The organism is Variovorax durovernensis (genome assembly GCF_977011995.1).
Window position 1 is genome coordinate 76,936 of sequence record NZ_CDRNCW010000001.1, and the last position, 21,638, is coordinate 98,573.

The 21,638-nt window shown below is 67.1% G+C and carries 25 protein-coding genes; 12 read left to right on the forward strand and 13 right to left on the reverse strand.

The annotated features are described in order from the left end of the window. Positions 1-7: 7 nt before the first annotated feature. The 5 genes from ACWV14_RS00310 to ACWV14_RS00330 all read right to left on the reverse strand — a co-directional run bounded on the left by ACWV14_RS00310 (position 8) and on the right by ACWV14_RS00330 (position 4,202). Positions 8-490, reverse strand: coding sequence for an N-acetyltransferase family protein (locus tag ACWV14_RS00310; RefSeq protein WP_454901711.1), 483 nt, complete (start codon positions 488-490; stop codon positions 8-10). 65 nt (positions 491-555) lie between these two features. Next, entirely contained in the window at positions 556-1,686 is a 1,131-nt protein-coding gene (locus tag ACWV14_RS00315; RefSeq protein WP_454901713.1) for a sterol desaturase family protein, read from the reverse strand. Between the two features lie 35 nt (positions 1,687-1,721). Next, complete coding sequence (locus tag ACWV14_RS00320; protein WP_422089023.1) at positions 1,722-3,005, reverse strand: beta-ketoacyl-[acyl-carrier-protein] synthase family protein; 1,284 nt, start codon at positions 3,003-3,005, stop codon at positions 1,722-1,724. Next, positions 3,002-3,307: an acyl carrier protein gene (locus ACWV14_RS00325; RefSeq protein ID WP_454901715.1), complete on the reverse strand. Its 306-nt coding sequence runs from the start codon at positions 3,305-3,307 to the stop codon at positions 3,002-3,004. The genes ACWV14_RS00320 and ACWV14_RS00325 overlap by 4 nt, the downstream gene beginning before the upstream one ends. A 34-nt stretch (positions 3,308-3,341) precedes the next feature. Continuing rightward, positions 3,342-4,202, reverse strand: coding sequence for an alpha/beta hydrolase (locus ACWV14_RS00330; protein WP_454901717.1), 861 nt, complete (start codon positions 4,200-4,202; stop codon positions 3,342-3,344). 136 nt (positions 4,203-4,338) lie between these two features. Here ACWV14_RS00330 and ACWV14_RS00335 point away from each other — a divergent pair, with 136 nt between their 5' ends. Further along, entirely contained in the window at positions 4,339-5,028 is a 690-nt protein-coding gene (locus ACWV14_RS00335) for a response regulator transcription factor (protein WP_237677548.1), read from the forward strand. Between the two features lie 7 nt (positions 5,029-5,035). Beyond that, positions 5,036-6,430, forward strand: coding sequence for a sensor histidine kinase (locus tag ACWV14_RS00340; protein ID WP_454901720.1), 1,395 nt, complete (start codon positions 5,036-5,038; stop codon positions 6,428-6,430). 22 nt (positions 6,431-6,452) lie between these two features. Here ACWV14_RS00340 and gloA2 read toward each other — a convergent pair whose 3' ends face one another. The 8 genes from gloA2 to gstA form a co-directional block, all read right to left on the reverse strand. Next, the gene (gene gloA2, locus ACWV14_RS00345; RefSeq protein WP_455240155.1) at positions 6,453-7,220 is read right to left on the reverse strand and encodes an SMU1112c/YaeR family gloxylase I-like metalloprotein; all 768 of its coding nucleotides are present in this window, start codon (positions 7,218-7,220) and stop codon (positions 6,453-6,455) included. Next, complete coding sequence (locus ACWV14_RS00350) at positions 7,217-7,678, reverse strand: GNAT family N-acetyltransferase (RefSeq protein ID WP_454901723.1); 462 nt, start codon at positions 7,676-7,678, stop codon at positions 7,217-7,219. The genes gloA2 and ACWV14_RS00350 overlap by 4 nt, the downstream gene beginning before the upstream one ends. Beyond that, positions 7,675-8,160 carry a RidA family protein gene (locus ACWV14_RS00355; RefSeq protein ID WP_422089017.1) on the reverse strand — a complete coding sequence of 162 codons (486 nt, stop codon included), beginning with the start codon at positions 8,158-8,160 and terminating at the stop codon, positions 7,675-7,677. The genes ACWV14_RS00350 and ACWV14_RS00355 overlap by 4 nt, the downstream gene beginning before the upstream one ends. 30 nt (positions 8,161-8,190) lie before the next feature. Further along, complete coding sequence (locus ACWV14_RS00360; RefSeq protein WP_454901726.1) at positions 8,191-8,526, reverse strand: hypothetical protein; 336 nt, start codon at positions 8,524-8,526, stop codon at positions 8,191-8,193. A 119-nt stretch (positions 8,527-8,645) separates the two neighbouring features. Further along, a complete protein-coding gene (locus ACWV14_RS00365) occupies positions 8,646-9,749 on the reverse strand; it encodes an alkene reductase (RefSeq protein WP_422089015.1) in 1,104 nt (367 codons plus the stop codon). 85 nt (positions 9,750-9,834) lie between these two features. Next, positions 9,835-11,643 (reverse strand): acyclic terpene utilization AtuA family protein, encoded by a 1,809-nt coding sequence (locus tag ACWV14_RS00370; RefSeq protein ID WP_454901728.1) that lies wholly within the window; start codon positions 11,641-11,643, stop codon positions 9,835-9,837. After that, a complete protein-coding gene (locus ACWV14_RS00375; protein WP_454901730.1) occupies positions 11,640-12,422 on the reverse strand; it encodes an enoyl-CoA hydratase/isomerase family protein in 783 nt (260 codons plus the stop codon). The genes ACWV14_RS00370 and ACWV14_RS00375 overlap by 4 nt, the downstream gene beginning before the upstream one ends. 154 nt (positions 12,423-12,576) lie before the next feature. Then, a complete protein-coding gene (gene gstA, locus ACWV14_RS00380; RefSeq protein WP_454901732.1) occupies positions 12,577-13,185 on the reverse strand; it encodes a glutathione transferase GstA in 609 nt (202 codons plus the stop codon). Between the two features lie 183 nt (positions 13,186-13,368). Here gstA and ACWV14_RS00385 point away from each other — a divergent pair, with 183 nt between their 5' ends. The 10 genes from ACWV14_RS00385 to ACWV14_RS00430 all read left to right on the forward strand — a co-directional run bounded on the left by ACWV14_RS00385 (position 13,369) and on the right by ACWV14_RS00430 (position 21,618). Further along, a complete protein-coding gene (locus ACWV14_RS00385; protein ID WP_013538518.1) occupies positions 13,369-13,554 on the forward strand; it encodes a DUF1328 family protein in 186 nt (61 codons plus the stop codon). 3 nt (positions 13,555-13,557) lie between these two features. Further along, complete coding sequence (locus tag ACWV14_RS00390) at positions 13,558-13,704, forward strand: hypothetical protein (protein ID WP_454901734.1); 147 nt, start codon at positions 13,558-13,560, stop codon at positions 13,702-13,704. A gap of 10 nt (positions 13,705-13,714) precedes the next feature. After that, positions 13,715-14,602, forward strand: a complete 888-nt coding sequence (locus ACWV14_RS00395) for a transglutaminase-like domain-containing protein (protein ID WP_454901736.1) — start codon at positions 13,715-13,717, stop codon at positions 14,600-14,602. A 175-nt stretch (positions 14,603-14,777) separates the two neighbouring features. After that, positions 14,778-16,724, forward strand: a complete 1,947-nt coding sequence (mnmG, locus tag ACWV14_RS00400) for a tRNA uridine-5-carboxymethylaminomethyl(34) synthesis enzyme MnmG (protein WP_454901738.1) — start codon at positions 14,778-14,780, stop codon at positions 16,722-16,724. Next, the gene (gene rsmG, locus ACWV14_RS00405) at positions 16,721-17,362 is read left to right on the forward strand and encodes a 16S rRNA (guanine(527)-N(7))-methyltransferase RsmG (protein WP_454901740.1); all 642 of its coding nucleotides are present in this window, start codon (positions 16,721-16,723) and stop codon (positions 17,360-17,362) included. The genes mnmG and rsmG overlap by 4 nt, the downstream gene beginning before the upstream one ends. A 138-nt stretch (positions 17,363-17,500) precedes the next feature. Continuing rightward, complete coding sequence (locus ACWV14_RS00410) at positions 17,501-18,115, forward strand: LysE family transporter (RefSeq protein ID WP_454901742.1); 615 nt, start codon at positions 17,501-17,503, stop codon at positions 18,113-18,115. 18 nt (positions 18,116-18,133) lie between these two features. After that, on the forward strand, positions 18,134-19,054 hold the full coding sequence (locus tag ACWV14_RS00415; protein WP_454901744.1) for a ParA family protein: 921 nt from the start codon (positions 18,134-18,136) through the stop codon (positions 19,052-19,054). 16 nt (positions 19,055-19,070) lie between these two features. Beyond that, positions 19,071-19,619 (forward strand): RBBP9/YdeN family alpha/beta hydrolase, encoded by a 549-nt coding sequence (locus tag ACWV14_RS00420; RefSeq protein ID WP_454901746.1) that lies wholly within the window; start codon positions 19,071-19,073, stop codon positions 19,617-19,619. Next, positions 19,619-20,584, forward strand: a complete 966-nt coding sequence (locus ACWV14_RS00425; protein WP_454901748.1) for a ParB/RepB/Spo0J family partition protein — start codon at positions 19,619-19,621, stop codon at positions 20,582-20,584. The genes ACWV14_RS00420 and ACWV14_RS00425 overlap by 1 nt, the downstream gene beginning before the upstream one ends. 125 nt (positions 20,585-20,709) lie before the next feature. After that, positions 20,710-21,618 carry a CsgG/HfaB family protein gene (locus tag ACWV14_RS00430; protein WP_454901750.1) on the forward strand — a complete coding sequence of 303 codons (909 nt, stop codon included), beginning with the start codon at positions 20,710-20,712 and terminating at the stop codon, positions 21,616-21,618. Positions 21,619-21,638 lie beyond the last annotated feature (20 nt).

The window sequence follows — 21,638 nt, forward strand, 5'->3', positions numbered from 1 at the left end:
AGTCTTTTCAATCGACCAGCAACGCCATGACGTGGTCGTCGATGGCCTCTGCATCGTTGGCGCGCTTGTAGAACTTGCGCAGCGTGCCTTCGCGTTCGAAGCCGAGCTTTTCGTAGAAGCGCAGCGCCGGTGCGTTGTCGCTTTCTACGATGAGCTCGATGCGCTTGACGCCCTCCGACATGAGCCGGTCGATGGCGTCCGTCACCATCGCCAGCGCAATGCCCTGGCCGTGCAGCGCGGGATCGACCGCGAGCGTGCCGAGGCTGGCGACGTGCCGCACACGCCCGGGGTAGCGCGCGGCGCGATAGAAGCCCGCGATGCGTCCGTCGCGCTCGTAGACGAAGAAGTCGCGGCCATCGAGCAGCTGCCGGTAGATCGCGCGGAAGTCTTCCAGCGGCATCGGGTCGTAGCCCAGGTAGGGCACGACCTTCTCGTGCATGTAGAGGGCGAAGACGGTGTCGATGTCTTCAGGAGTGGCGAGCCTGCGCATGGTGTTTTCTTGCCTGCTTCGGAGCGATGGAAGCGCCGAGCATAGCCAGTGAGCGCGGTGGCCCTTCAGCTGGCGAGCAGTACCGCCGAGACCGCCAGCAGCGCGGCCTGCGCGCACCAGGCCCAGCGCAGCCGCAGCTTCGAATCGAGCACCGCGCCGATGGACCAGAAGCCGCCGACCGCCAGCGCGAGCAGCGCCAGCCCGGTCTGGAAGGCCAGGTCGTCGGCGCGCCACAGGAAGGCCAGCGTCACGCCGACCCAGCATGCGAAGTGGAGTGCGGCCGAAGCGACCTGCGGACGCGTCAATTGGGGATCGTGGATGCGCATGGCTTCTTCGAGCGAAAAAGGTGCCTCCGGAAAGCATGCCGCCACGTCGGCCGGCCGCCAGCCCGGCGGCTTGAACCACACGGCGATCTTGTCCTGCCAGCGCCGCGTGTGCCAGGCGTCGCGCAGCAGCGGCGCATAGGGCCCGACGATGGCGCGCAGCGGATCGAAGCTCGCGAGCGCCTTGCGCGTGCCGTACACGCAGCGTTCGGTTTCTTCGGCGAAGGTGCCGAACATTCGGTCCCATATCACCAGCATGCCGCCGTAGTTGCGGTCGACGTAGCCGTCGTTCACCGCGTGGTGCACGCGGTGGTTGGACGGCGACGAGAACACCCTGTCGAACCAGCCGAGCTTGCCGATGTGCTCGGTGTGGATCCAGAACTGGTAGACCAGCACGATCAGCCCCGCGAGGCCGAACTGCTCGGGCGGCACGCCGACCACCGCCATCGGCAGGTAGAAGGCCCAGCCCAGGAAGGCCACGGTGCTTTCCTGCCGCAGCGCGGTGGAGAAGTTGAACTGCTGGCTCTGGTGGTGCACAGAGTGCGCGGCCCAGAACACGGCCGACTCATGGCCCGCGCGGTGCAGCCAGTAGTCGAAGAAGTCGAACAGCACCACGGCCAGGATCCAGCCGATGGCGCCGTCCCAGAAGTCCGGCCGGGTCCAGATCGCGACGAACGGATAGACCATCGCGTACAGGCCGATCTGGAAAAGCTGGGTGCATACCGCGAGGGCCTGGCTCAGCAGGCCCTGGCTCAGGCTGCCGAGCGTGTCGCTGAAACGGTAGGTGTTGCGGCGCTTGAGCCAGCCCCAGGCGAACTCGCACGCCATGAGCAGCGCGAACACGGGCACGACGAAGACAACCAGCCGATGCACCGCGTTCGATTTTTCAGGAAGTGCTCAGCGAATCTTCAGCGTTCGGACGCGCGACCGGCCACGATGACCGCATTCGTGCCGCCAAAAGCGAAGGAATTGGACAGCGCGTAGCGGATTCCCTTGGCCTCGCGCGCCTCGCCCTGGACGAAATCCAGGTCGAATGCGGCGTCCGGTGTCTGCAGGTTGGCGATGGGCGGCAGAGCCTCCCGGGCCAGCGCGCGCAGCGCCGCGATGAGTTCGATGGCGCCCCCGCCGCCGAGCACGTGGCCGTGGATGGCCTTGGTCGCGCTCACAGGCGTTGCCTTGCCGAACACTTCGCGGATCGATGCCGCCTCGGCGGCGTCGCCGGCCGAAGTGGCCGTGCCGTGGGCGTTGATGTGGCCCACGTCGGAGGCTTCGATGCCGGCGTCGCGCAGCGCGGCGCGCATGGCGCGCACCTGGCCGGCGGTGTCGGGGTTGGTGATGTGCGTGCCGTCGCAATTGGTGGCGTAGCCGGCGAGCACGAAGGGTGCGGCACCGGCGCCGCGGGCTGCGGCGTGCGCTTCGGATTCGAGCACCAGCGCGGCCGCGCCTTCGCCGATGGCAAAGCCCGCGCGGTCGCCGGAGAACGGGCGGCAGGCGGAGGAGGGCGCGTCGGCCGGCGGCGGCGCCATCACGCGCATCGCGTGCCAGCTGGCCATCACGCCGGGCGTGAGCATGGCGTCATGGCCGCCGACGATGGCGACGTCGATCCAGCCGCCGCGGATGGCGCGCATGGCTTCGCCGATGGCCACGGCCGACGAGGCGCAGGCACAGGCGTAGGCAATGGCCGAGCCGCGCGCGCCGAAGTGCAGCGCAAGCTCCGCCACGGCGGCGTTGGGCATCACGGTGAGCACGGTCGTCGGGCGCATGCGGCGCTGTTCGCCGTAGAGCGCGCTGGTGGTGTTGTCGAAGGTGCCGGCACCGGCCAGGCCGCTGCCCCAGAAGATGCCGAGACGGTCGCGGTCGATGGTCTCCAGGTCGAGCCTGGCTTCGGCGGCGGCGTCCTGCGCGGCGGCCAATGCCATGGCCGTGCCGCGGTCCAGCGGCAGGCGCGAGGTGCTGCGCACGCCGTTCGATTCGAAGTCGCAGGCGGCGACGGCAAGCTCCATCGTGTCCATGCCCTTGATCTCGAGCTTCTGCGCGCGAACCGCCGAGCGGCCGGCGAACAGGGCGTCGTCGAAGTCTTCGACGGTGCGGCCGATGGGCGTGATGAAACCGAGGCCGCTCACGCGCACTGGGGCGGATGCGGCGCGCGCTGCCGAAGCGGCGAGCACGGCGTGGGCGGCTCCGCTGCTCATGCCGGGACTTCGGCGGGTAGCGCGGGCTTGGCAGCGGCGGCGCCGCTGCTTTCCGCGTCGATCACTTCGCACAGGCGCTGCAGCGTGATGCCGGCTTCGCGCGGGTCGAGGCGGTCCTCGGGAATGCGCAGGTGGAAGGCGTCTTCGACGGCGAAGACGAACTCCATCAGCGCGAGCGAATCGAGGCCGAGGTCGGACAGGGCGGTGGCGGGCGAGATGGCCGAGCGCTCGACCTTGAAGTCGGTCTCGAGGATCGTCGCGATGCTGTTGAAGGTGGGCGAAGAAGCGTCGGAATAAGACATGGGGATGCTTTCCTTTCAGGCGTGGGCAGGCAGATCAGGCGTACAGGGGATGCTCGGGCATCGTGCCATGGGCCACGGCGTCTGCAAAAGACACTGTTTCACGTACCACCTGTTGACGGTCGTTGTCGATTGTGATCATGTGGTAGCTGTTCGCGACCACCACCGTGCGGAATGCGCGGCAGCGCAGGCCGCGCGCGAGGATGTCGAGGTTGGCCACGCTGGCCACTTCGTCCTGCTGGGCGTGCAGTGCGAGCACGTTGTCGCATTGCACGCTGTTGAGGTTGCGGCGCACGTGGCGGATGAGCCGGTCGTGCTCGCGCAGGTGGCCCACGCCGATGACCGAGCTGCCCGCGCGCGACACCTTGCGGTGGCGCAGCTCGCGCTCGATCCAGGCGCGCACGCGTTCGTTCTTCACGCCGTAGGGCGGGCGCTCGCGGTATTGCCAGAGCCGGCCCAGCGGCGTGTAGAAGGCCAGCGGCAGCAGGAACTGCGTGCGCGGAATGGCCCAGCCGTCGAAGCGCAGCGTGGTCGACATGAGCACCAGCGCGTCGACGTCCGTGCCGCAGCGGATGGCCGCGCCCAGCGCGAGCGAGGAGCCGGCGGAAATGCCGATGAGCATCACGCGGTCGTGCTGCGTGCGCAGCGCCTTGACCTCGGCCTGTATGGCATCGATCCAGCGTTCGAACGGCGCTGCATGCTGCAGCGGCGCGTTGGCATCGAACGAGTAACCCTCTATCGACAGCGGATGCACCGAGTAGCCGCGGCTGCGCAGTGCCGATTGCACGGTCAGCAACTCGTCAGGCGTGCTGCACAGACCATGCAGCAGGACCACGGCGGTGCGTTGCACCTCGGGAGGCACCAGGCTCAGCTGATCGGAGGGTTCGCGCGCACTCATCGTGTTGCGCCGGCCATGAAAATGGCCCGTGGTTCATATTGCTGTCGTATGCTCATGTTGCGTTTATCGCTGGAGCGACTGACCGGCTGCTGACCCGTCATTCGCAAGGGCAGATTACCCCAACCATTCAAACACCATGCGAATTCTGCTTGTCGAAGATGACGCCGTTCTGCGCGATGTCATGGTCCGCAGCCTTGCGGACGCGGGCCACCGGGTCGACGTTTCGACCAACGTCGAAGATGCCGACCATCTCTGGCGCGTGCAGCCCTTCGATGCGGTGCTGCTCGACCTCAACCTGCCGGCCACTGCCAGCCCCACCAGCGGGCTGGCAAGCGGCCTCACCGCGCTGCGCCAGGCACGCGCGCGCGGCGACCGCACGCCGGTGCTGGTGCTGACCGCGCGCGGCCGCACCGAAGAGCGCATCGCCGGCCTCGATGCCGGCGCCGACGACTACCTCGGCAAGCCCTTCGACCTGGCGGAAGTCGAAGCCCGCCTGCGTGCACTGGTACGCCGCGCCAAGGGCACCGAAGACATCGTGCTGCTGGGCCAGCTCAAGCTCGACCGCAAGGCACGCCGCTTCTCCACCACGAGCGGCCCGCTCGACCTGCCGGCGCGCGAGTTCGAAGTGCTGTGGGAACTCATGAGCCCGCCCGGCCGCACCGTGAGCAAGCGTGCGCTGTCCGACAAGCTCTCGAGCTTCGACGAATCGCTCGGCGACAACGCGCTCGAAGCCTTCATCTCGCGCCTGCGCAAGAAGCTGCAGGGCACCGGCGCGAGCATCCGCACGCTGCGCGGCATCGGCTACCTGCTCGAAGCCGAGGCGTGATCCGCGCGTGACCGGCGAGACCGCAGAACAGCAGCAGGCCACGCAGCGCGCGCCTTCGCTCACGCGGCGCGTGCTGCGCAACGTGCTGGTGCCGCTGGCGCTCACGTGGATGGTGGGTGCCGTCATCGCGCTGGTCATCGCCAACTATTTTTCGGAGCAGGCCTTCGACCGCGGCATGCTCGACGACGCCTATGCGCTGTCTGCCAACGTGCAAGCCGGCGAACGCGGCATCGAGCTGCTGCTGACGCCGCGCGAAGTGGCCACGGTGCTGTTCGACCAGGTCGACAAGGTGTACTTCGCCGTGCAGCGGCTCGACGGCACGCTGATCTCGGGCCAGGCCGGCCTGAATGCGCCGCTGCCTGTGGACGGCTCGCGCTACCGCTTCTCCGACATCGACTACGAAGGCAGCGCACTGCGCGCGGTGGTGCTCGAGCATGACGCCGAGCCCGACCTCAGCATGCCTTACCGCGTGATCATTGCGCAGACCACGCTGAGCCGGACCGCGCTGGTGCGGCAGCTGCTCGGCTATGCGCTGGCACCGCAGATCCTGCTGCTGGTGCTGCTCGCGATCTGGCTCTGGTATGGCATTCGCAGCGACCTGCGGCCGCTGGCCGACCTGCAACGTGCGCTCGACCGGCGCGACGTGCATGACCTGTCGCCTGTGCAGGTGGCGCAGACATCGCGCGAGCTTCAGCGCCTGGGCAATGCGGTCAACTCTCTGTTCGAACGCCTGGGCCAAAGCGTGCAGGCGCAGCGCGAGTTCGTGGGCAACGTGGCACATGAGTTGCGCACGCCGCTGGCGGGCATTCGCGCGCTGGCCGAATACGGCCTTGCGCAGCACGACACCAACGTGTGGCGCGAGCAGCTCGAGCGCGTGTCCGAACGGCAGGCGCGAGCCAGCCACCTGATCGACCAGCTGCTCGCGCTGGCGCTGGCCGAGGAGGCGCGCACCGAACTCAAGCGCGTGCCGGTGCGGCTAGACGTGCTGGCCGAACAGACGGTGTTGCGCCACCTCGCACGCGCCGATGCGCGCGGTGTCGACCTGGGCGCACGCGGCCTCGATGACGGCGTGGTGGTGTATGCCAACGAGGCGCTGGTGGAGGGCATCCTCGACAACCTGATCGACAACGCGCTGCGCTATGGCGGGCGCACCATCACGGTCGAGCTGGCGGGCCGCACGCTGAGCGTGATCGACGACGGGCCGGGCATTCCGATCGAAGCGCAGCGCGACCTGATGCAGCGCTGGGCGCAGGGTCCGGCCGGCGAGAAGCTGGGGCAGGGCTCGGGACTGGGGCTGTCGATCGTGTCGCGCTATGCGGAGCTGCTGGGCGCCGAGCTGCGGCTCGAGGTCGCCGAGCCGACCGGCCTGCGTGTGAGCGTGGCGTTCGGCGAAGTGGCCTGAGCCCGCTCCGCCGCGCGTTCGCTCAGCGCGAGAGCGGCGTACCTTGGTGGAACGCCATGCGCCAGCGGCCATGCCGCCGCCGCCACAGCGAACTGCGCAACGAATCCGCGGCGGGCCTTTCAGGAATCGCTTCGCGGTGTGCGCGGTAGGTGACCAGCGCCACGTCGGGTGCCATGCGCAGCACGCGAAAGTCCGTCATCGTGCGTTGCGAGAAAGTCTCGTCGCGGAGTGCTTCGATGATCGCGGGCCGCGTCCATATTTCGCCCGATACGCCGAGTTCATGGAAGCCGTCGTCGAGCAGTTCCTCCAGCTGCGCGGCGTTCGCACGCACCTCGCGCAGGTGCAATGCGCCTTCGAGCTTCAGCAGCAGCGCATCGAGCTCTTCGGCCGGTGCGGCTTCGTAGAGCTCCAGCGGCAGGCCGTCGGGATCGGCGAAGAAGGTGAAGCGGCGGCCGGTGTATTCGTCGGTGCGCAGAGGTTCCACGGCGATGCCCTGAGCCGCGAGTTCATCGGCGGCGGCCTGCACGTCGTGCACTTCGAAGGACAGGTGCCGCAGGCCCTGTGCCTCGGGCCGCGTGAGGCGCGCGGGTGCGCCGGAAAACGAGAAGAGCTCGATCTGCGAGCCATCGGGCAAGGCCAGGTCGAGCTTGTACGAATCGCGTGCGGCGCGATGGTTTTCGGCGACCACGCGCAGGCCCAGTACCTCTGTGTAGAAGTGCCTGGACACCGCGTAGTCGGCGCAGATGATGGCGGCGTGATGGATGCGTTCGAGCTGCATGGCAAGGCTCATCCCAATGGCTTGCGCAGGAACACGCGAGTGCGTTGCTCGAGCGCGAGACGCTTGTATTCGACGTATCCGATGCGCTCGTAGAGCGCGCGGTTCTCGGTCATCTTCTCGTTGGTGAAGAGGTAGATCGAATCGTGGCCCTGACGCAATGCCTCGCGTTCCGCCAGCTCCAGCAGCGCGCGGCCGACGCCCGTGCCCTGGTGCTGCGGGCGCACCGCGATCACGTCGATCAGGAAGCCTTCTTCGGTGACGTCGAGCACCAGCGCGGCGACGGTCTGTGCCTGTTGTGTCGCGACCCAGACCTGCGCTTTCGCTATGGCCACTTCGTAGTCCCTGGTCATCGGCAATGGCGTGAGGCCAAGGCGCGGAATGTAGTGGCGAAAGGCTTCCACAGCGCATTCGGTGATGGAAGCGGCATCGGCCGCATCGGCGCGCCGCAGGGTCCAGCTTGTGTCATTCACGGCTCGAACTCCACCTCGCCCTCGATCTCGACCGGGATGTTGAACGGCAGCTCCGCCATGCCCACGGCGCTGCGTGCATGCATGCCGATCCCGGGGCCGAAGAGCTCGAGGATCAGGTCGGAGAAGCCGTTGATCACGGCCGGCTGCCTGTCGAAGCCAGGTGCCGAGGCCACCATGCCGAACACGCGGGTCCATGCGGTGATGCGGTCGAGATCGCCGATGGCACGCTGAAGGCTGCCGAGCATCGCAAGCGCGGTGAGCCGTGCGGCCGCATACCCCTGTTCGACCGTGAGCTCGCGGCCCAGCTTGCCGAGCGGCGTGGCGATGGTGCCGTCGGCATTGAGCGGCCCGTGGCCCGAGATGAAGGCGCGCCGACCGAGCACGCGCACGAAGGCAAAGGGCAGCACCACACCTGGTGGCGGTGTGATGGTGGGCGGCAGCACGAGGCCGAGCGCGGCGAGCTTGTGTTCGATGTGGGCCATGGATGAAAGCGCGGCAATGAAAGAAAAGGCTCAGGCGTTGGGGTCGAAGTCTTCGTCGAGCGAGAACTCGCCGCGCTCGTAGGCTGCGATGACCTCGTTGGCTTCCTGAACGAAGGCCTGCGGCACGCGCAGGCTGGCACCGCCCAGGGCGATGCTCCACAGCATGTTGGTCTGCACCAGCGCCGCATCGGCCACGGTGGCCGGAATGCCGGCCGCCTGGAGGCAGCCGCAGAGCAGCTGTGCATCGGTGGGGGTGAAGCGGCGCGCGATGGTGACTAGGTCGCCGTGGTAGGCCTCGGGGTCGCGCGACACCACCGGGCGTGCGCCCGGCGCCGACTTCTCTTCTTCGTGGTTGTCCGTTGCCATGCGGCATCTCCTCCCGGTATTGGATGAGTGCCGAGCGTACGGGCTCGCAGCCGCGCAGGCAAATCGGCCCATGCGCGCCGGCAGCGCGCATGGGCCGTGGAAGAACCGACCGGGCGGACTCAGGCCAGTGCCGGGTAGTCCGTGTAGCCCTTGGCGCCGCCGCCGTACATGGTGGCCTTGTCGAGTTCGTTCAGCGGTGCGTTCTCGCGCAGGCGGCGCACCAGGTCGGGGTTCGAGATGAAGGGCTTGCCGAAGGCCACGAGGTCGTCGCCTTCCTTCACCGCCTCTTCGGCCAGCGGGCGGTCGTAGCCGTTGTTGACCATCCAGGCGCCCTTGCCGCCGGCTTCGCGGTAGGCGGTCTTGAGGGCTTCGTAGTCGAAGGGGCGGTCTTCGATTTCGCGCGGGCCGCCGGTGGCGCCTTCGATGATGTGGATGTAGGCCAGGTTGAGCTGCGCGAGCTGCTTCACCACGTAGGTGAACAGCGGCTGCGGGTCGCTGTCGTGCGCGTCGTTGGCGGGCGTGACGGGCGACAGGCGGATGCCGGTCTTGCCGCCGCCGACCGCGTCGACCACGGCGCGGGTGGTCTCCAGCAGCAGGCGGGCGCGGTTCTCGATGCTGCCGCCGTAGTCGTCGGTGCGCTTGTTGCTGCCGTCCTTCAGGAACTGGTCGAGCAGGTAGCCGTTGGCGCCGTGGATTTCGACGCCGTCGAAACCGGCGGTCTCGACTGCGCTGCGTGCGGCCACCGCATAGGCATGCACGATGCCTGGCAGCTCGCCGGCGTCGAGCGCGCGCGGCTCGGAGGTTTCTACGAAGGTCGGTACGCCGTCCTTGATGAGCACGGTCTTGGTCTTGGCGGTGATGGCCGAGGGCGCCACGGGCTTGCCGCCACCGGGTTGCAGTTCGGTGTGCGAGACGCGGCCCACGTGCCACAGCTGCACGACGATCTTGCCGCCCTTGGCGTGCACGGCGTCGGTCACGCGCTTCCAGGCGTCGAGCTGCTCGGTGCCGTAGAGGCCGGGCACGTCGGAATAGCCCTGGCCCTGGTGGCTGATGGCGGTGGCCTCGGTGATGAGCAGGCCGGCACTGGCGCGCTGGGCGTAGTAGGTGGTGGCGATGTCGGGCGGAATGGCGTTGGGCGAGCGATTGCGCGTCAGCGGCGCCATCACGATGCGGTTGGCGAGCTTCAGGTCGCCGGCCTGGACGGGGTCGAAGAGGGAGGACATCGTGGGGTCAGAGGCAAAGTTGAAACAGGCGCAAGGCTAAGCGCCCGGCCTCAACCCTGCTGCCGTACGGTTGTCCGGATTGATGCTATGCAAGCAGCGCCAGCAAGGCCGGGCTCGCGCGCAGGGGCATGGCGAGCAGGATCTGCCCCATGCCCTTGCCGAGCGGGTCGTTGCGCAACGAGGCCATGCCGCCGCCGCCCAGCGCCTGTTCGCAGACGAAGTTGAAGGCGCCGATGCCCGGCACGTCGTAGCGCGTGACGCGGCCCTTGACGAGGTGGGAGAGCCACTCGGCCACGCGCGACTCGGTGAGCTGTTCGCGCAGCAGCCCGAGCAGGGCGGGGTGGCGCGCGATGACGCCGATGTTCGAGGTGTCGCCCTTGTCGCCGCTGCGGGCCCAGGCCAGGCGGATCAGTGGTACTTCGACGGTGTCTTCCGCCGGCGTCGTCGCCGTTTGTTCGGCTCTGGCAGGCTGTCGGATGGGTACGGTGGGTGAAGCGGGAGTTTCCGTGCGGGGCAGGTCGATGCGTTCGCCGTCGATGGTCACGCTCGCCTCGACCATCGACTTGTCGAGCAGGAATGCGTACTGCCTTATCGACGGCGACACCGACGCGCGGCCGCCGCCTGCGCCCGTGGTGCCCGGTGCCCATGACGTGCCGGCAGGCGCCACTTCGCGCGCGAACAGCTCCAGCGCGTCCTTGCGCGGATGCGTCACCGCGAGCCGCAGCACCGCCTCGCGCGTCTGCAGGGCCTGCGCATGCGGGCCGTAGCATGACTCCGCGCCCAGCACCTCGAGATGCGTCGCGCTGTAGGGGCCGAAGCCGTTCTGCGCGAACAGCATGCCTGTGCGCGTAAGGATTGCCTCGCCGGTGCGCCGGGCTTTGGCCACTGCGTCGAAGCCCACGATGGTGAGTTGCGCCGCCGTCTTGAAGCCGTCGACGTAGGTGGCGCTGACCTTGTAGCTCGCGGTCGGTGCATGGCCGCGCGCGCCGTGCACGCGCACCCGGTGCTCGCCGGCCTGCTCGATGCGCACCTGCGTGAAGTCGGCCACCACGTCGGGCAGCAGGTAGGCGGCGGGGTCGCCGATTTCGTAGAGCATCTGCTCGCCCACCACGGCGGGCGTGAGCTTGCCGCCGGTGCCCGCGGGCTTGGTCACGACGAAGCTGCCGTCGGCGCTGCATTCCACGATGGGGTAGCCGATGTTCGGCCAGTCTGGCACGGTGTCCCAGTCGGTGTGCAGGCCACCGGTGGCCTGGCAGCCGCATTCGATGATGTGGCCGGCGAGGCTGCCGGCGGCGAGCAGGTCGAAGTCGCCCGGCTGCCATTTGAATTCATGCATGAGCACGCCGAGCGTGACGGCCGAGTCGACGCAGCGGCCGGTGATGACCACCTGCGCGCCCGCATCGAGCGCGGCCTGTATCGGCCGTGCGCCGAGGTAGGCATTGGCGGTGAGCACGCGTTCCGGCAGCGCCGCGCCGCTCTGCAGTTCGCGCACTGGCGGTTGCGACTGGCGCAGCTGCGGCAGCAGGGGCGACACGTCGTCGCCGCTCACCACCGCAATCTTCAGCGCGATGCCTTGTTCGGCGGCGAGTGCCGCCAATGCGTCGGCGCAGCCTTGCGGGTTCACGCCGCCTGCGTTGCTCACCACGCGGATGCCTTGTTCCACGGCATCCTTCAGCACCGCTTTCATCGCCACCGAGACGAAGTCGGTCGCGTAGCCCAGCTCGGGCTTCTTGAGCCGCGCGCCCGCGAGGATCGACATCGTGAGCTCGGCGAGGTAGTCGAACACGAGGTAGTCGATCTGCCCGCTCTGCACGAGCTGCGGCGCGCCGACGCTGCTGTCGCCCCAGAAGCCGGAGGCGCCGCCGATGCGGACGATGCGTTGGTTGTCGTTCATCGGCCGCTCCACTGTGGCTTGCGTTTCTCGCGGAAGGCGAGTTGCCCTTCGGCCGCGTCCTCGGTCAGGGCGAAGAGGCCGATCTGGCTTTCGGTGAAGGCCATCGATTCCTCGAAGGCCATCGCCTCGATCTTCTTCATGGTGTAGAGGCCGCGCCGGATGGCGGCGGGCGATTTGTCGAGCATGCGGCCGAGGAGCCAGTCGACGCTCTCGTCGACGTCTTCGCTCACGCGGTTGACGAGCCCGAGTTCGAGCGCCTGCTTGGCGTCGATGGGCTCGCCGGTGATGCACATCTCTGCCAGCACGCGGCGCGGCAGCAGGCCGCCGAGCACGCTGAGCACCTCTGCCGGGAAAAGGCCGACCTTCACCTCGGGCAGGCCGAACACGGCATGGCTGCCGGCCACGGCCATGTCGCACATCGCCATGAGCCCCATGCCGCCCGCCATGCAGGCACCGTTGACGCGCGCAATCAGCGGCACGGTGGATTGGCGGGCCTGGCGGAACAGGTTGGCGAAGCCCTGGTAGGGCGCCGCGTAGTCGAACTTGAAGGAGGTGCCGCTCTGCAGGTCGGCGCCCGCGCAGAAGGCGCGCGTGCCGGCACCGGTGATGACCACGGCGCGCACCGCGCTGTCGTCGTTGGCGCGGCGAAGTGCATCGCCCAGGCCGGCGAGCACGGCGCCGCTGATGGCGTTGCGGCGTTCTTCGCGGTCGATGGTGAGCCACATGACGGGCCCGCGCATCTCTTCGCGCAGTTCGACGGGGGGAGGGGTTTCGGGCATGGCGCGGTTCCTTCTTCGGGGCTTCTGTCTTCTTCTGAAGCGATGCCCTGAGAGTGGCCCGAAAAAAAAGCCGCGGCATGCGGCTTGTGGCTGAAGCAGGCCGGGTTTTCCCTGAGGATTGCCCGGCCGTGTTGCCTCTTCTGCTTGCTTCGGCTTACTTCAGCAGGCCTTCAGCCTTCATTGCTTCCTGCACCGCGGGGCGGGCGCCGACGCGCGCGTGCCAGGCTTGCAGGTTGGGGTAGCCGGAGATGTCGACGCCGGTCGGCTTGGACCAGTTGGTGACGGTGAAGAGGTAGCCGTCGGCCACGCTGAAGGTGTCGCCCATCAGGTACTGCTTGCCGGCCAGCTCGCTGTCGAGCCACTTGAAGCGCGAAGCCAGCTTTTCCTTGGCGATGGTCTTGGCTTCTTCCGGCATGGCCGGGTTGAACAGCGGGCTGAAGCCCTTGTGGATTTCCGTGCCGATGAAGGTCAGCCATTCCTGCAGGCGGTAGCGCTGCATGGTGCCGGAGGCCGGCGCGAGGTTCTTGGTGGGGACCAGGTCGGCGATGTACTGCAGGATGGCCGGGCCTTCGCGCAGGCGGGTGCCGTCGTCGAGTTCGAGCATCGGCACGTAGCCCAGCGGGTTGATGCCGTAGTAGTCGGTGCCGTCTTGCAGCTTGTGGCTCTTGGTGCTGGCCAGCACGGGCTCGAAGGCGAGGCCGGCTTCGTGCATGGCGATGTGGGGAGACAGCGAGCAGGCGCCCGGCGAGTAATACAGCTTCATTCGAAATAACTCCAATGGATTGGCGAGGTGTGATTGTTCTGGGAGACCACGGCGGATGCTAGCGGGTTTGGCGGCGTCGCGTTTTTGTCCTACGACGGCTTGCGCGAGGTGACTATCGGGCGCCGCCGCGGCCGTTTTAAGCTCCTTCGCACGGCGGGCCAGGCACTGCCGAAGGAGTCTTGAATGTTGAAGTACGCGATCATTTTTGCCGTCATCTCGCTGGTTGCCGGCCTGTTGGGCTTCGGTGGCGTGGCCGCCGGCGCTGCCGGCATTGCCAAGCTGCTGTTCGGCCTGTTCCTGGTGTTGGCGGTGCTGTTCGTGGTGCTGGCCGCCCTGGGGGTGGGTGCCGTGAAGAAAGCGTTGGACTGACCCATGCTGCGCGACAAACCCCGGTGGCCGCAGGCGCGGTCGCTGGGCTGGCTTCTGCAAAGTCCGGCGCATCGCGTACTGCGTGTGCTGCTCGTGACGCAGGCTCATTGGCAATTGCCCGAACACCGTTCGCGTCGACGACGCACCTGAAGAGAAACCCATGCACATCTCCCACATCGACGCGCAACTCGACTACGAAGTCGCCGCGCCGGCGCACATGCTGCTCAACATCGAGGCGGCCCGTGCTGGTGCGCAGGCGGTCGTCAACGAAGAACTGAGCATCGAGCCACCGACCGAGATGCAGGTGTTCTGCGACGAGGGCAGCGGCAATCGCTTCATCCGCTTCGATGCGAAGCCGGGGCCGCTGAAGATCAGCTACAAGGCCACGGTGCAGCGTGCCCATGTGGTGGTGCCGACCGATCTTCGCGAAATGCCGGTGAACGAGGTGCCGGACGAGGTGCTGCACTACATGATGCCGACGCGCTACTGCGAGTCGGACCTGATGTCGCGGTGTGCGCAGCAGCTCTTCGGCGACCTGCCGCCGGGCATCGGAAGGGTGCAGGCGATCGTCGACTGGATCCACGAAAGCATCGCCTACGAACCGGGCAGCAGCGACTCGACCACCACCGCGCGAGAGGTGTTCGTGGAACGCGCCGGCGTGTGCCGCGACTTTGCGCACCTGGGCATCACCTTCTGCCGTGCGCTCAACATTCCGGCGCGGCTGGTGGTGGGCTATGTGTGGTTCGACGAACCGCCGCAGGATTTCCATGCCGTGTTCGAAGCCTGGCTCGGCGGACAGTGGGTGCTGTTCGATCCCACTCGCATGGCGCCGGTCGACCGGCTGGTGCGCGTGGGCACGGGGCGCGACGCAAAGGACGTGGCCTTCTGCACGATCTTCGGCAATGTGCGCATGACCGACAAGAAGCTGGTGATCCGCGAACTGCAGGACGAAAGCCTCGAACCGCCGAAGCCACCGCCACCATCGGGCGCGCTGGTGGGCATCGAGAAGCCCGTGCCGGTGGTGCAAGTGGAAGAAGTGACCGGCTGACGCGGTTTGTTTGCTATTAAATATATAGCAAACGTTCCAGTCGTTGTGGGCATCCGGGGCCGATTTGGCATGGCCCTCTAGCTTGTCCACACAACGGGCGCGAGACGGCACCGGCGATTAAAATCGGTGCCCCCTTTTGCGCCGCGCACGCGTCAGTTGTGCGCCCCCATTCCAAATGCTGTACCCCGAAGAATTCGACGTGATCGTCGTCGGCGGTGGCCATGCCGGCACCGAAGCCGCGCTCGCCGCCGCGCGCATGGGCGCCAAGACGCTGCTGCTCTCTCACAACATCGAGACGCTGGGCCAGATGAGCTGCAACCCGTCGATCGGCGGCATCGGCAAGGGCCACCTGGTGAAAGAGGTCGATGCACTCGGTGGCGCGATGGCGATTGCCACCGACGAAGCCGGCATTCAGTTCCGCATTCTCAATTCGAGCAAGGGCCCGGCAGTGCGTGCGACGCGCGCCCAAGCCGACCGCGTGCTGTACAAGGCGGCCATTCGCCATCGCCTGGAGAACCAGCCGAACCTCAGCCTGTTCCAGCAAGCGGTCGACGACTTGATGGTGGAGGGCGATCGCGTGGTCGGTGCCGTCACTCAGGTGGGCATTGCTTTCCGCGCGCGTACGGTGGTGCTGACGGCGGGGACTTTCCTCGATGGCCGCATCCACGTGGGTCTGGACAACTACCAGGCTGGCCGCGCAGGCGATCCGCCGGCTGTGAGCTTGTCGGCACGGCTCAAGGAACTGAAGCTGCCGCAGGGTCGCCTCAAGACCGGCACGCCGCCACGGCTCGATGGCCGCAGCATCGATTTCTCGAAATGCACCGAGCAGCCGGGCGACGGCATGCCGGGCGGGGCAGGGCCGATGCCGGTGTTCAGCTTCATGGGCCGGACGGACATGCATCCGCGGCAGATGCCTTGCTGGATCACCCACACCAACGCGCGCACGCACGACATCATCCGTTCGGGCTTCGACCGCAGTCCGATGTTCACCGGCAAGATCGACGGCGTGGGTCCGCGCTACTGCCCGAGCGTGGAAGACAAGATCAACCGCTTTGCCGACAAGGAAAGCCACCAGATCTTCCTGGAGCCCGAAGGCCTGACGACCAGCGAGTACTACCCGAACGGGATCTCGACCAGCCTGCCGTTCGACATCCAGTACCAGCTGGTGCGCTCGATGCCCGGCCTGGAGAACGCGCATATCCTGCGGCCGGGCTATGCCATCGAATACGACTACTTCGATCCGCGTGAGCTCAAGAGCAGCTTTGAGACCCGTTCGGTCAAGGGACTGTTCTTTGCCGGGCAGATCAACGGCACGACCGGTTATGAAGAGGCGGCGGCCCAGGGCCTGTTTGCCGGCATCAACGCTGCGCTGCAATGCCGTGGCGAAGACGCTTGGCTGCCGCGTCGCGATGAAGCCTATCTGGGCGTGTTGGTCGACGACCTGATTACGAAGGGCGTGACCGAGCCCTACCGCATGTTCACCAGCCGCGCGGAGTTCCGCCTGCAGCTGCGTGAAGACAACGCAGACATGCGCCTCACCGAAGCTGGCCGCAAGTTGGGCCTGGTGGACGATGCGCGGTGGGATGCGTTCAGCCGCAAGCGCGATGCTGTTTCACGTGAAACAGAGCGGCTCAAGTCCATTTGGGTGAATCCGCGAAACCTGCCGGCTTCGGAGTCGGAGCGTGTGCTGGGCAAGGCCATCGACCATGAATACAACCTGGCCGACCTGCTGCGCCGGCCCGATGTGAACTATGAAACGCTCATGTCGCTGGACGGCAGCAAGTACGCCGCCCCGGTGGCGCTGAGCGAAACCGAGATCGAGCAGATCGAGATCTCTGCCAAATATTCTGGCTACATCGAGCGCCAGCACGATGAGGTAGAGCGTGCCGCGCACTTCGAGAACCTGAAGCTGCCGGCTGACTTCGACTACGGGCAAGTCAAGGCGCTGAGCTTCGAGGTGCGACAGAAGCTGGACAAGCACCGTCCGGAGACGTTGGGCCTGGCGTCGCGCATCTCCGGCGTGACGCCCGCAGCGATCTCGCTGTTGATGATCCATCTGCGCAAGGGTGGTCACAAGGCGTTCGCTCGCGACGCAGCCGCCACGGAAGCAGCCGCCGAATGACAGCGCCAATCGATACGCTGCGCGCGGGCGCGGCTGCAATGGGCGTGACCCTGTCCGATCAGCAAGGCGAGCGGCTGCTGGCCTACGGCACCTTGATGCTCAAGTGGAACAAGGTCTACAACCTGACCGCGCTGCGAGATCCGGCAAGCGTGCTCACGCACCACTTGCTCGATAGCCTGGCCGCCATTGCGCCGCTGCAGCGCGAGTGGGCAGGGAGGGGCAAGTTGCTGGACGTAGGCTCGGGAGGCGGGTTGCCCGGCGTCGTGATCGCCATCATGCGGCCTGACATCGACGTCAGCTGCCTCGACGCCGTGGCCAAGAAGGCTGCTTTCGTTCAGCAGGTGGCAGCCGAGTTGGAGTTGCCGAACCTGCGCGGGCTGCACGCCCGGGTCGAGTCGCTCACGGGAAGCTACGACGTCATCAGCTCGCGCGCATTTGCCTCGCTGCCTGATTTTTTCAATGGCTCGGTGCATCTGCTGGCGCCCGGTGCGGTGTGGCTTGCCATGAAGGGCAAGGTACCGGCCGAAGAACTCGCGGCCTTGCCGAAGGGCGTTGCAGTGTTTCACGTGGAACAACTGACGGTTCCAGGCTTGGACGCCGAGCGCTGCATCGTCTGGGCACGCAAAGAATCCGCCTGAACAGGCACCTCGATTACCAAAAGAAGCAGTGGCGCCGGCAAAAGCCGGTGCCATAACAGCCTTCACGGCATCGTGCTCGCTTAGACTCGATGCCTCCCCTCTGGTCTCTCTCCGGCTCGCTTTTTCGAGGCAAAACCCATGTTCGGCATCGCTGACTACGGCGCATTCGTCGCCGCCATTGTCCTTTTCCTCCTGATTCCCGGCCCGGGCAACCTGGCGCTGATCACTTCGACCAGCAAGGGTGGAATCCGAGGCGGGCTGGCAGCAACAGCCGGGGTGATTTTGGGTGACCAGTGCCTGATGTGGGCCGCCGTCGCCGGCGTCTCTGCGGTGCTGGCTGCTTATCCGGCCGCTTTCAAGGCGGTGCAGTGGCTGGGCGCCGGCTATCTTGCCTGGCTGGGCATCAAGATGCTGCTGGCCAAGCCGGGCTCGGCTCCCATCCTCAACATCAAGCCGAGCCACTTCCTGCGCCAGGCCTTCACCATCACCTTGCTGAATCCCAAGGCGATCGTGTTCTACATGGCCTTCTTCCCGCTGTTCGTGGATCCGGCCCGTCACCAGGGCCTGATCACCTTCGGCGCAATGGCCGTCACCATCGCCGCGCTGACCTTCCTGTACGGCCTGACTTCCACTCTGCTCACGCACTTCCTGGCCGAGCGCATCCGTGCCAATCCCCGCATTTCCACCACGCTCGAGAAGCTGGCCGGCACCTTCCTGATCGCCTTCGGCATCAAGCTCGCGATTTCCCGCTGATCGACCCCTCGTACAGACATGGCCAAGATTTTCTGCATTGCCAACCAAAAGGGCGGCGTCGGCAAGACCACCACCACCGTCAATCTCGCCGCCGGCCTGGCCAAGGTCGGCCAGCGGGTGCTGATGATCGACCTCGACCCCCAGGGCAATGCCACCATGGGTTCGGGCATCGACAAGCGCCAGCTGGAGTTGACGGTGTACGACGTGCTGCTTGAATCGGCCTCGGTGGCCGAAGCGCGGGTCAAGTCCGACAAGCTGGTGGAGGGCGGCTGCAGTTACGACGTGCTGGGTGCCAACCGCGAGCTGGCGGGTGCCGAAGTCGAGATGGTCGCGCTCGACCGCCGCGAAAAGCGCCTGCGCACCGCCTTGGCCGCCGTCGGCGCGGAGTACGACTTCGTGTTGATCGACTGCCCGCCGAGCCTGAGCCTGCTGACACTGAACGGCCTGTGCGCGGCCCACGGCGTGATCGTGCCGATGCAGTGCGAGTACTTCGCGCTCGAAGGGCTGACCGACCTGGTCAACACCATCAAGCAGGTGCACGCCAACCTCAACAAGAACCTGCAGATCATCGGCCTGCTGCGCGTGATGTTCGATCCGCGCATCACGCTGCAGCAGCAGGTGAGCGAGCAGCTCAAGTCCCACTTCGGCGACAAGGTGTTCGACACGGTCATCCCGCGCAATGTGCGCTTGGCCGAGGCACCGAGCTACGGATTGCCTGGCGTGGTGTTCGACCCGGCCGCGCGCGGCAGCCAGGCCTTCATCGCGTTCGCCCAAGAGCTGGTCGAGAAGATGCCGCCCGCCAGCGCATTCGCCTCGGGCGCGGTGGCGCCGCCGATCGCGCCGGTGGAGCGCATCGCGCCGGACCTGCCGATCCCGGCCGACGTGATGGCGCCGGCTACCGCGCCGGAGTCCGGTTCCACCAGCGAAAACAGCGCTTGACGCGGGGCCACGGCACATGACTGCAGCACCCCGCATCCTGCTGCTGCCCGGATGGCAGAACAGCGGCCCCGGCCATTGGCAGACCCGATGGGAAGCCGTCCACGGCGACCATCGTGTCGAGCAGCACGAGTGGATGCGTCCGCTGCGCGGCGACTGGTCGATCCGTCTCGAGGAAGAAGTGCTGGCATCGCCCGGCCCCGTGGTCCTGGCCGCGCACAGCCTCGGCTGCATCCTCGTCGCCGCCTGGGCCTCGCACTCGCGCAACACCCACAAGGTGCGCGGCGCGCTGCTGGTGGCACCCGGGGACTTGGAGCGCGACGACCTGCGCCAGCAGATTCCCGGCTGGGCGCCGATCGTGCGGCAGCCGCTGCCGTTTCCGGCGGTGCTCATCGCCGCCAACGACGATCCGTATTGCGAAGCCTCGCGCTCGCGCCAGATGGCCAGCGACTGGGGCGCGCGCTTCGTCGACGCCGGCGCACGCGGCCACCTGAACGCCGAATCCGGCCTGGGCGACTGGCCCGAAGGCCGGGACCTCCTGAACGAAATCTCGAAAGAAAAGAACTGATGGCGACCAAGAAACCCAAGGGCCTCGGCCGCGGCCTCGAAGCGCTCCTCGGCCCGACGGCTGCGCCTTCCGCCGACAACGGCATCGGTGGCGGCAATAGCGGCCGGGAAGAGGGTGGCGCGCCGCAGAACCCGAACACGCTGATGCTCGACCAGATGGTCGCCGGCGTCTACCAGCCGCGCACGCGCATGGACGAAGGCGCGTTGTACGAACTGGCCGAGAGCATCAAGGTGCAGGGCATCATGCAGCCGATCCTGGTGCGCCGGCTCGACCCCGAATCGGCAGCCGCCAAGAACGCCGAGTACGAAATCATCGCGGGCGAGCGCCGCTTCCGCGCCGCCAGGCTGGCGGGCCTCGACAGCGTGCCGGTACTGGTGCGCGACGTGCCCAACGAGGCCGCGGCGGCGATGTCGCTCATCGAGAACATCCAGCGCGAAGACCTCAATCCGCTGGAAGAAGCCCAAGGTTTGCAACGTCTTGTTACAGAATTCGGCCTCACGCACGAGCAGGCTGCGCAGGCCGTGGGCCGTTCGCGCAGCGCCGCCAGCAACCTGCTGCGCCTGCTGAACCTGGCCGAGCCTGCGCAGCAGATGCTGATGGCCGGCGACATCGACATGGGCCATGCCCGCGCGCTGCTGTCGCTCGACCGGGGCACGCAGATCACGGCCGCCAACCAGATCGCCGCCAAGAAGATGTCAGTACGCGAAGCCGAGGCGCTGGTGAAGAAGCTTGCGGCCGAGTTCACGCTCACGCCATCGCGCCGCAGCAACGACGGCGAGAAGTCGCGCGACCTGCAGCGCGTGGAAGAAGAACTGGCCGACCTGCTGACCGCCGAAGTCGAGGTGCGCATCAAGAAGCGCAGCAAGCGCGGCGGCCGGATCGAGGAGAGCGGCGAGCTCGCCATCCACTTCGGTTCCATCGAGGCACTCAACGGATTGATCGAGCGCATCCGCCGAACAGCCTAGGTTGTGAATCCGGCGTCGGGCATTCGTTTGATTGCATTCGGTTGATTGATTCTTGCAATCCTTTGCGCGTATCCTCGACCGCTGGTTTTTCAACCCCAAATCTCTGACAACCGAGGGAGTCCTCCATGCAGTTCACAAGGTTCCCGCTCGCGGCCGTGGCCGTCGGCGCACTTCTTCTCACCGGCTGCGCAGCCACCGACATGCAGATGGGCAGCCAGTCGGCCAAGACCATGGCCACCGGCAGCGCGGCCGGCGGTGCCACCGACAACGCAAGCAGCCAGCTGGAGCGTTGCGAATCGCCGCTGGGCACGGTCTCGTTGATCGAGAACCAGAGCGCCGGCTGGTACACGGTGCTCACGGGTGAATACAAGCTGCCGCCTACGGCCAACCTGCTGCGCCTGCTGGTGCAACAGTCGAACTGCTTCATCGTGGTCGAGCGCGGCGCGGCCGGCATGAACGCGATGACGCGTGAACGCGCACTGCAGCAGTCGGGCGAAATGCGCGGCGGCAGCAACTTCGGCCGCGGCCAGATGGTCGCTTCCGACTACGGCCTGTCGCCCGAGATCGTGTTCAGCAACAGCGACGCAGGCGGCATCGGCGGCGCGCTCGGCGGCCTCGTGGGTGGCGGCCGTGGCCGCGCGCTCGCGCAGCTCGGCGGCAGCATGCAGACCAAGGAAGCCAGCGCGCTGCTGACCCTCATCGACAACCGCTCCGGCGTGCAGGTCGCGGCTTCGGAAGGCAGCGCCTCCAAGACCGACTTCGGCGCCTTCGGCGCGCTCGCCGGCCGCAGCGCGGGCGGCAACATCGGCGGCTACACCAACACGGCGCAGGGCAAGGTGATTGCCGCCGCCTTCATGGATGCCTTCAACCAGATGGTCCGCTCGCTGCGCAACTACAAGGCGCAGACGGTGCGCGGCCAAGGCCTCGGCGGCGGCGGCCGCCTGGGCGTGGACGGCGGCGCAGCGCCGTCGCAGACCTATGTGCCGGCCGAGAAGCCGGCTCCTGCGCGTCGTCGCAGCAACAGCAGCAACTGATCGATCGATCGATCGCCTCG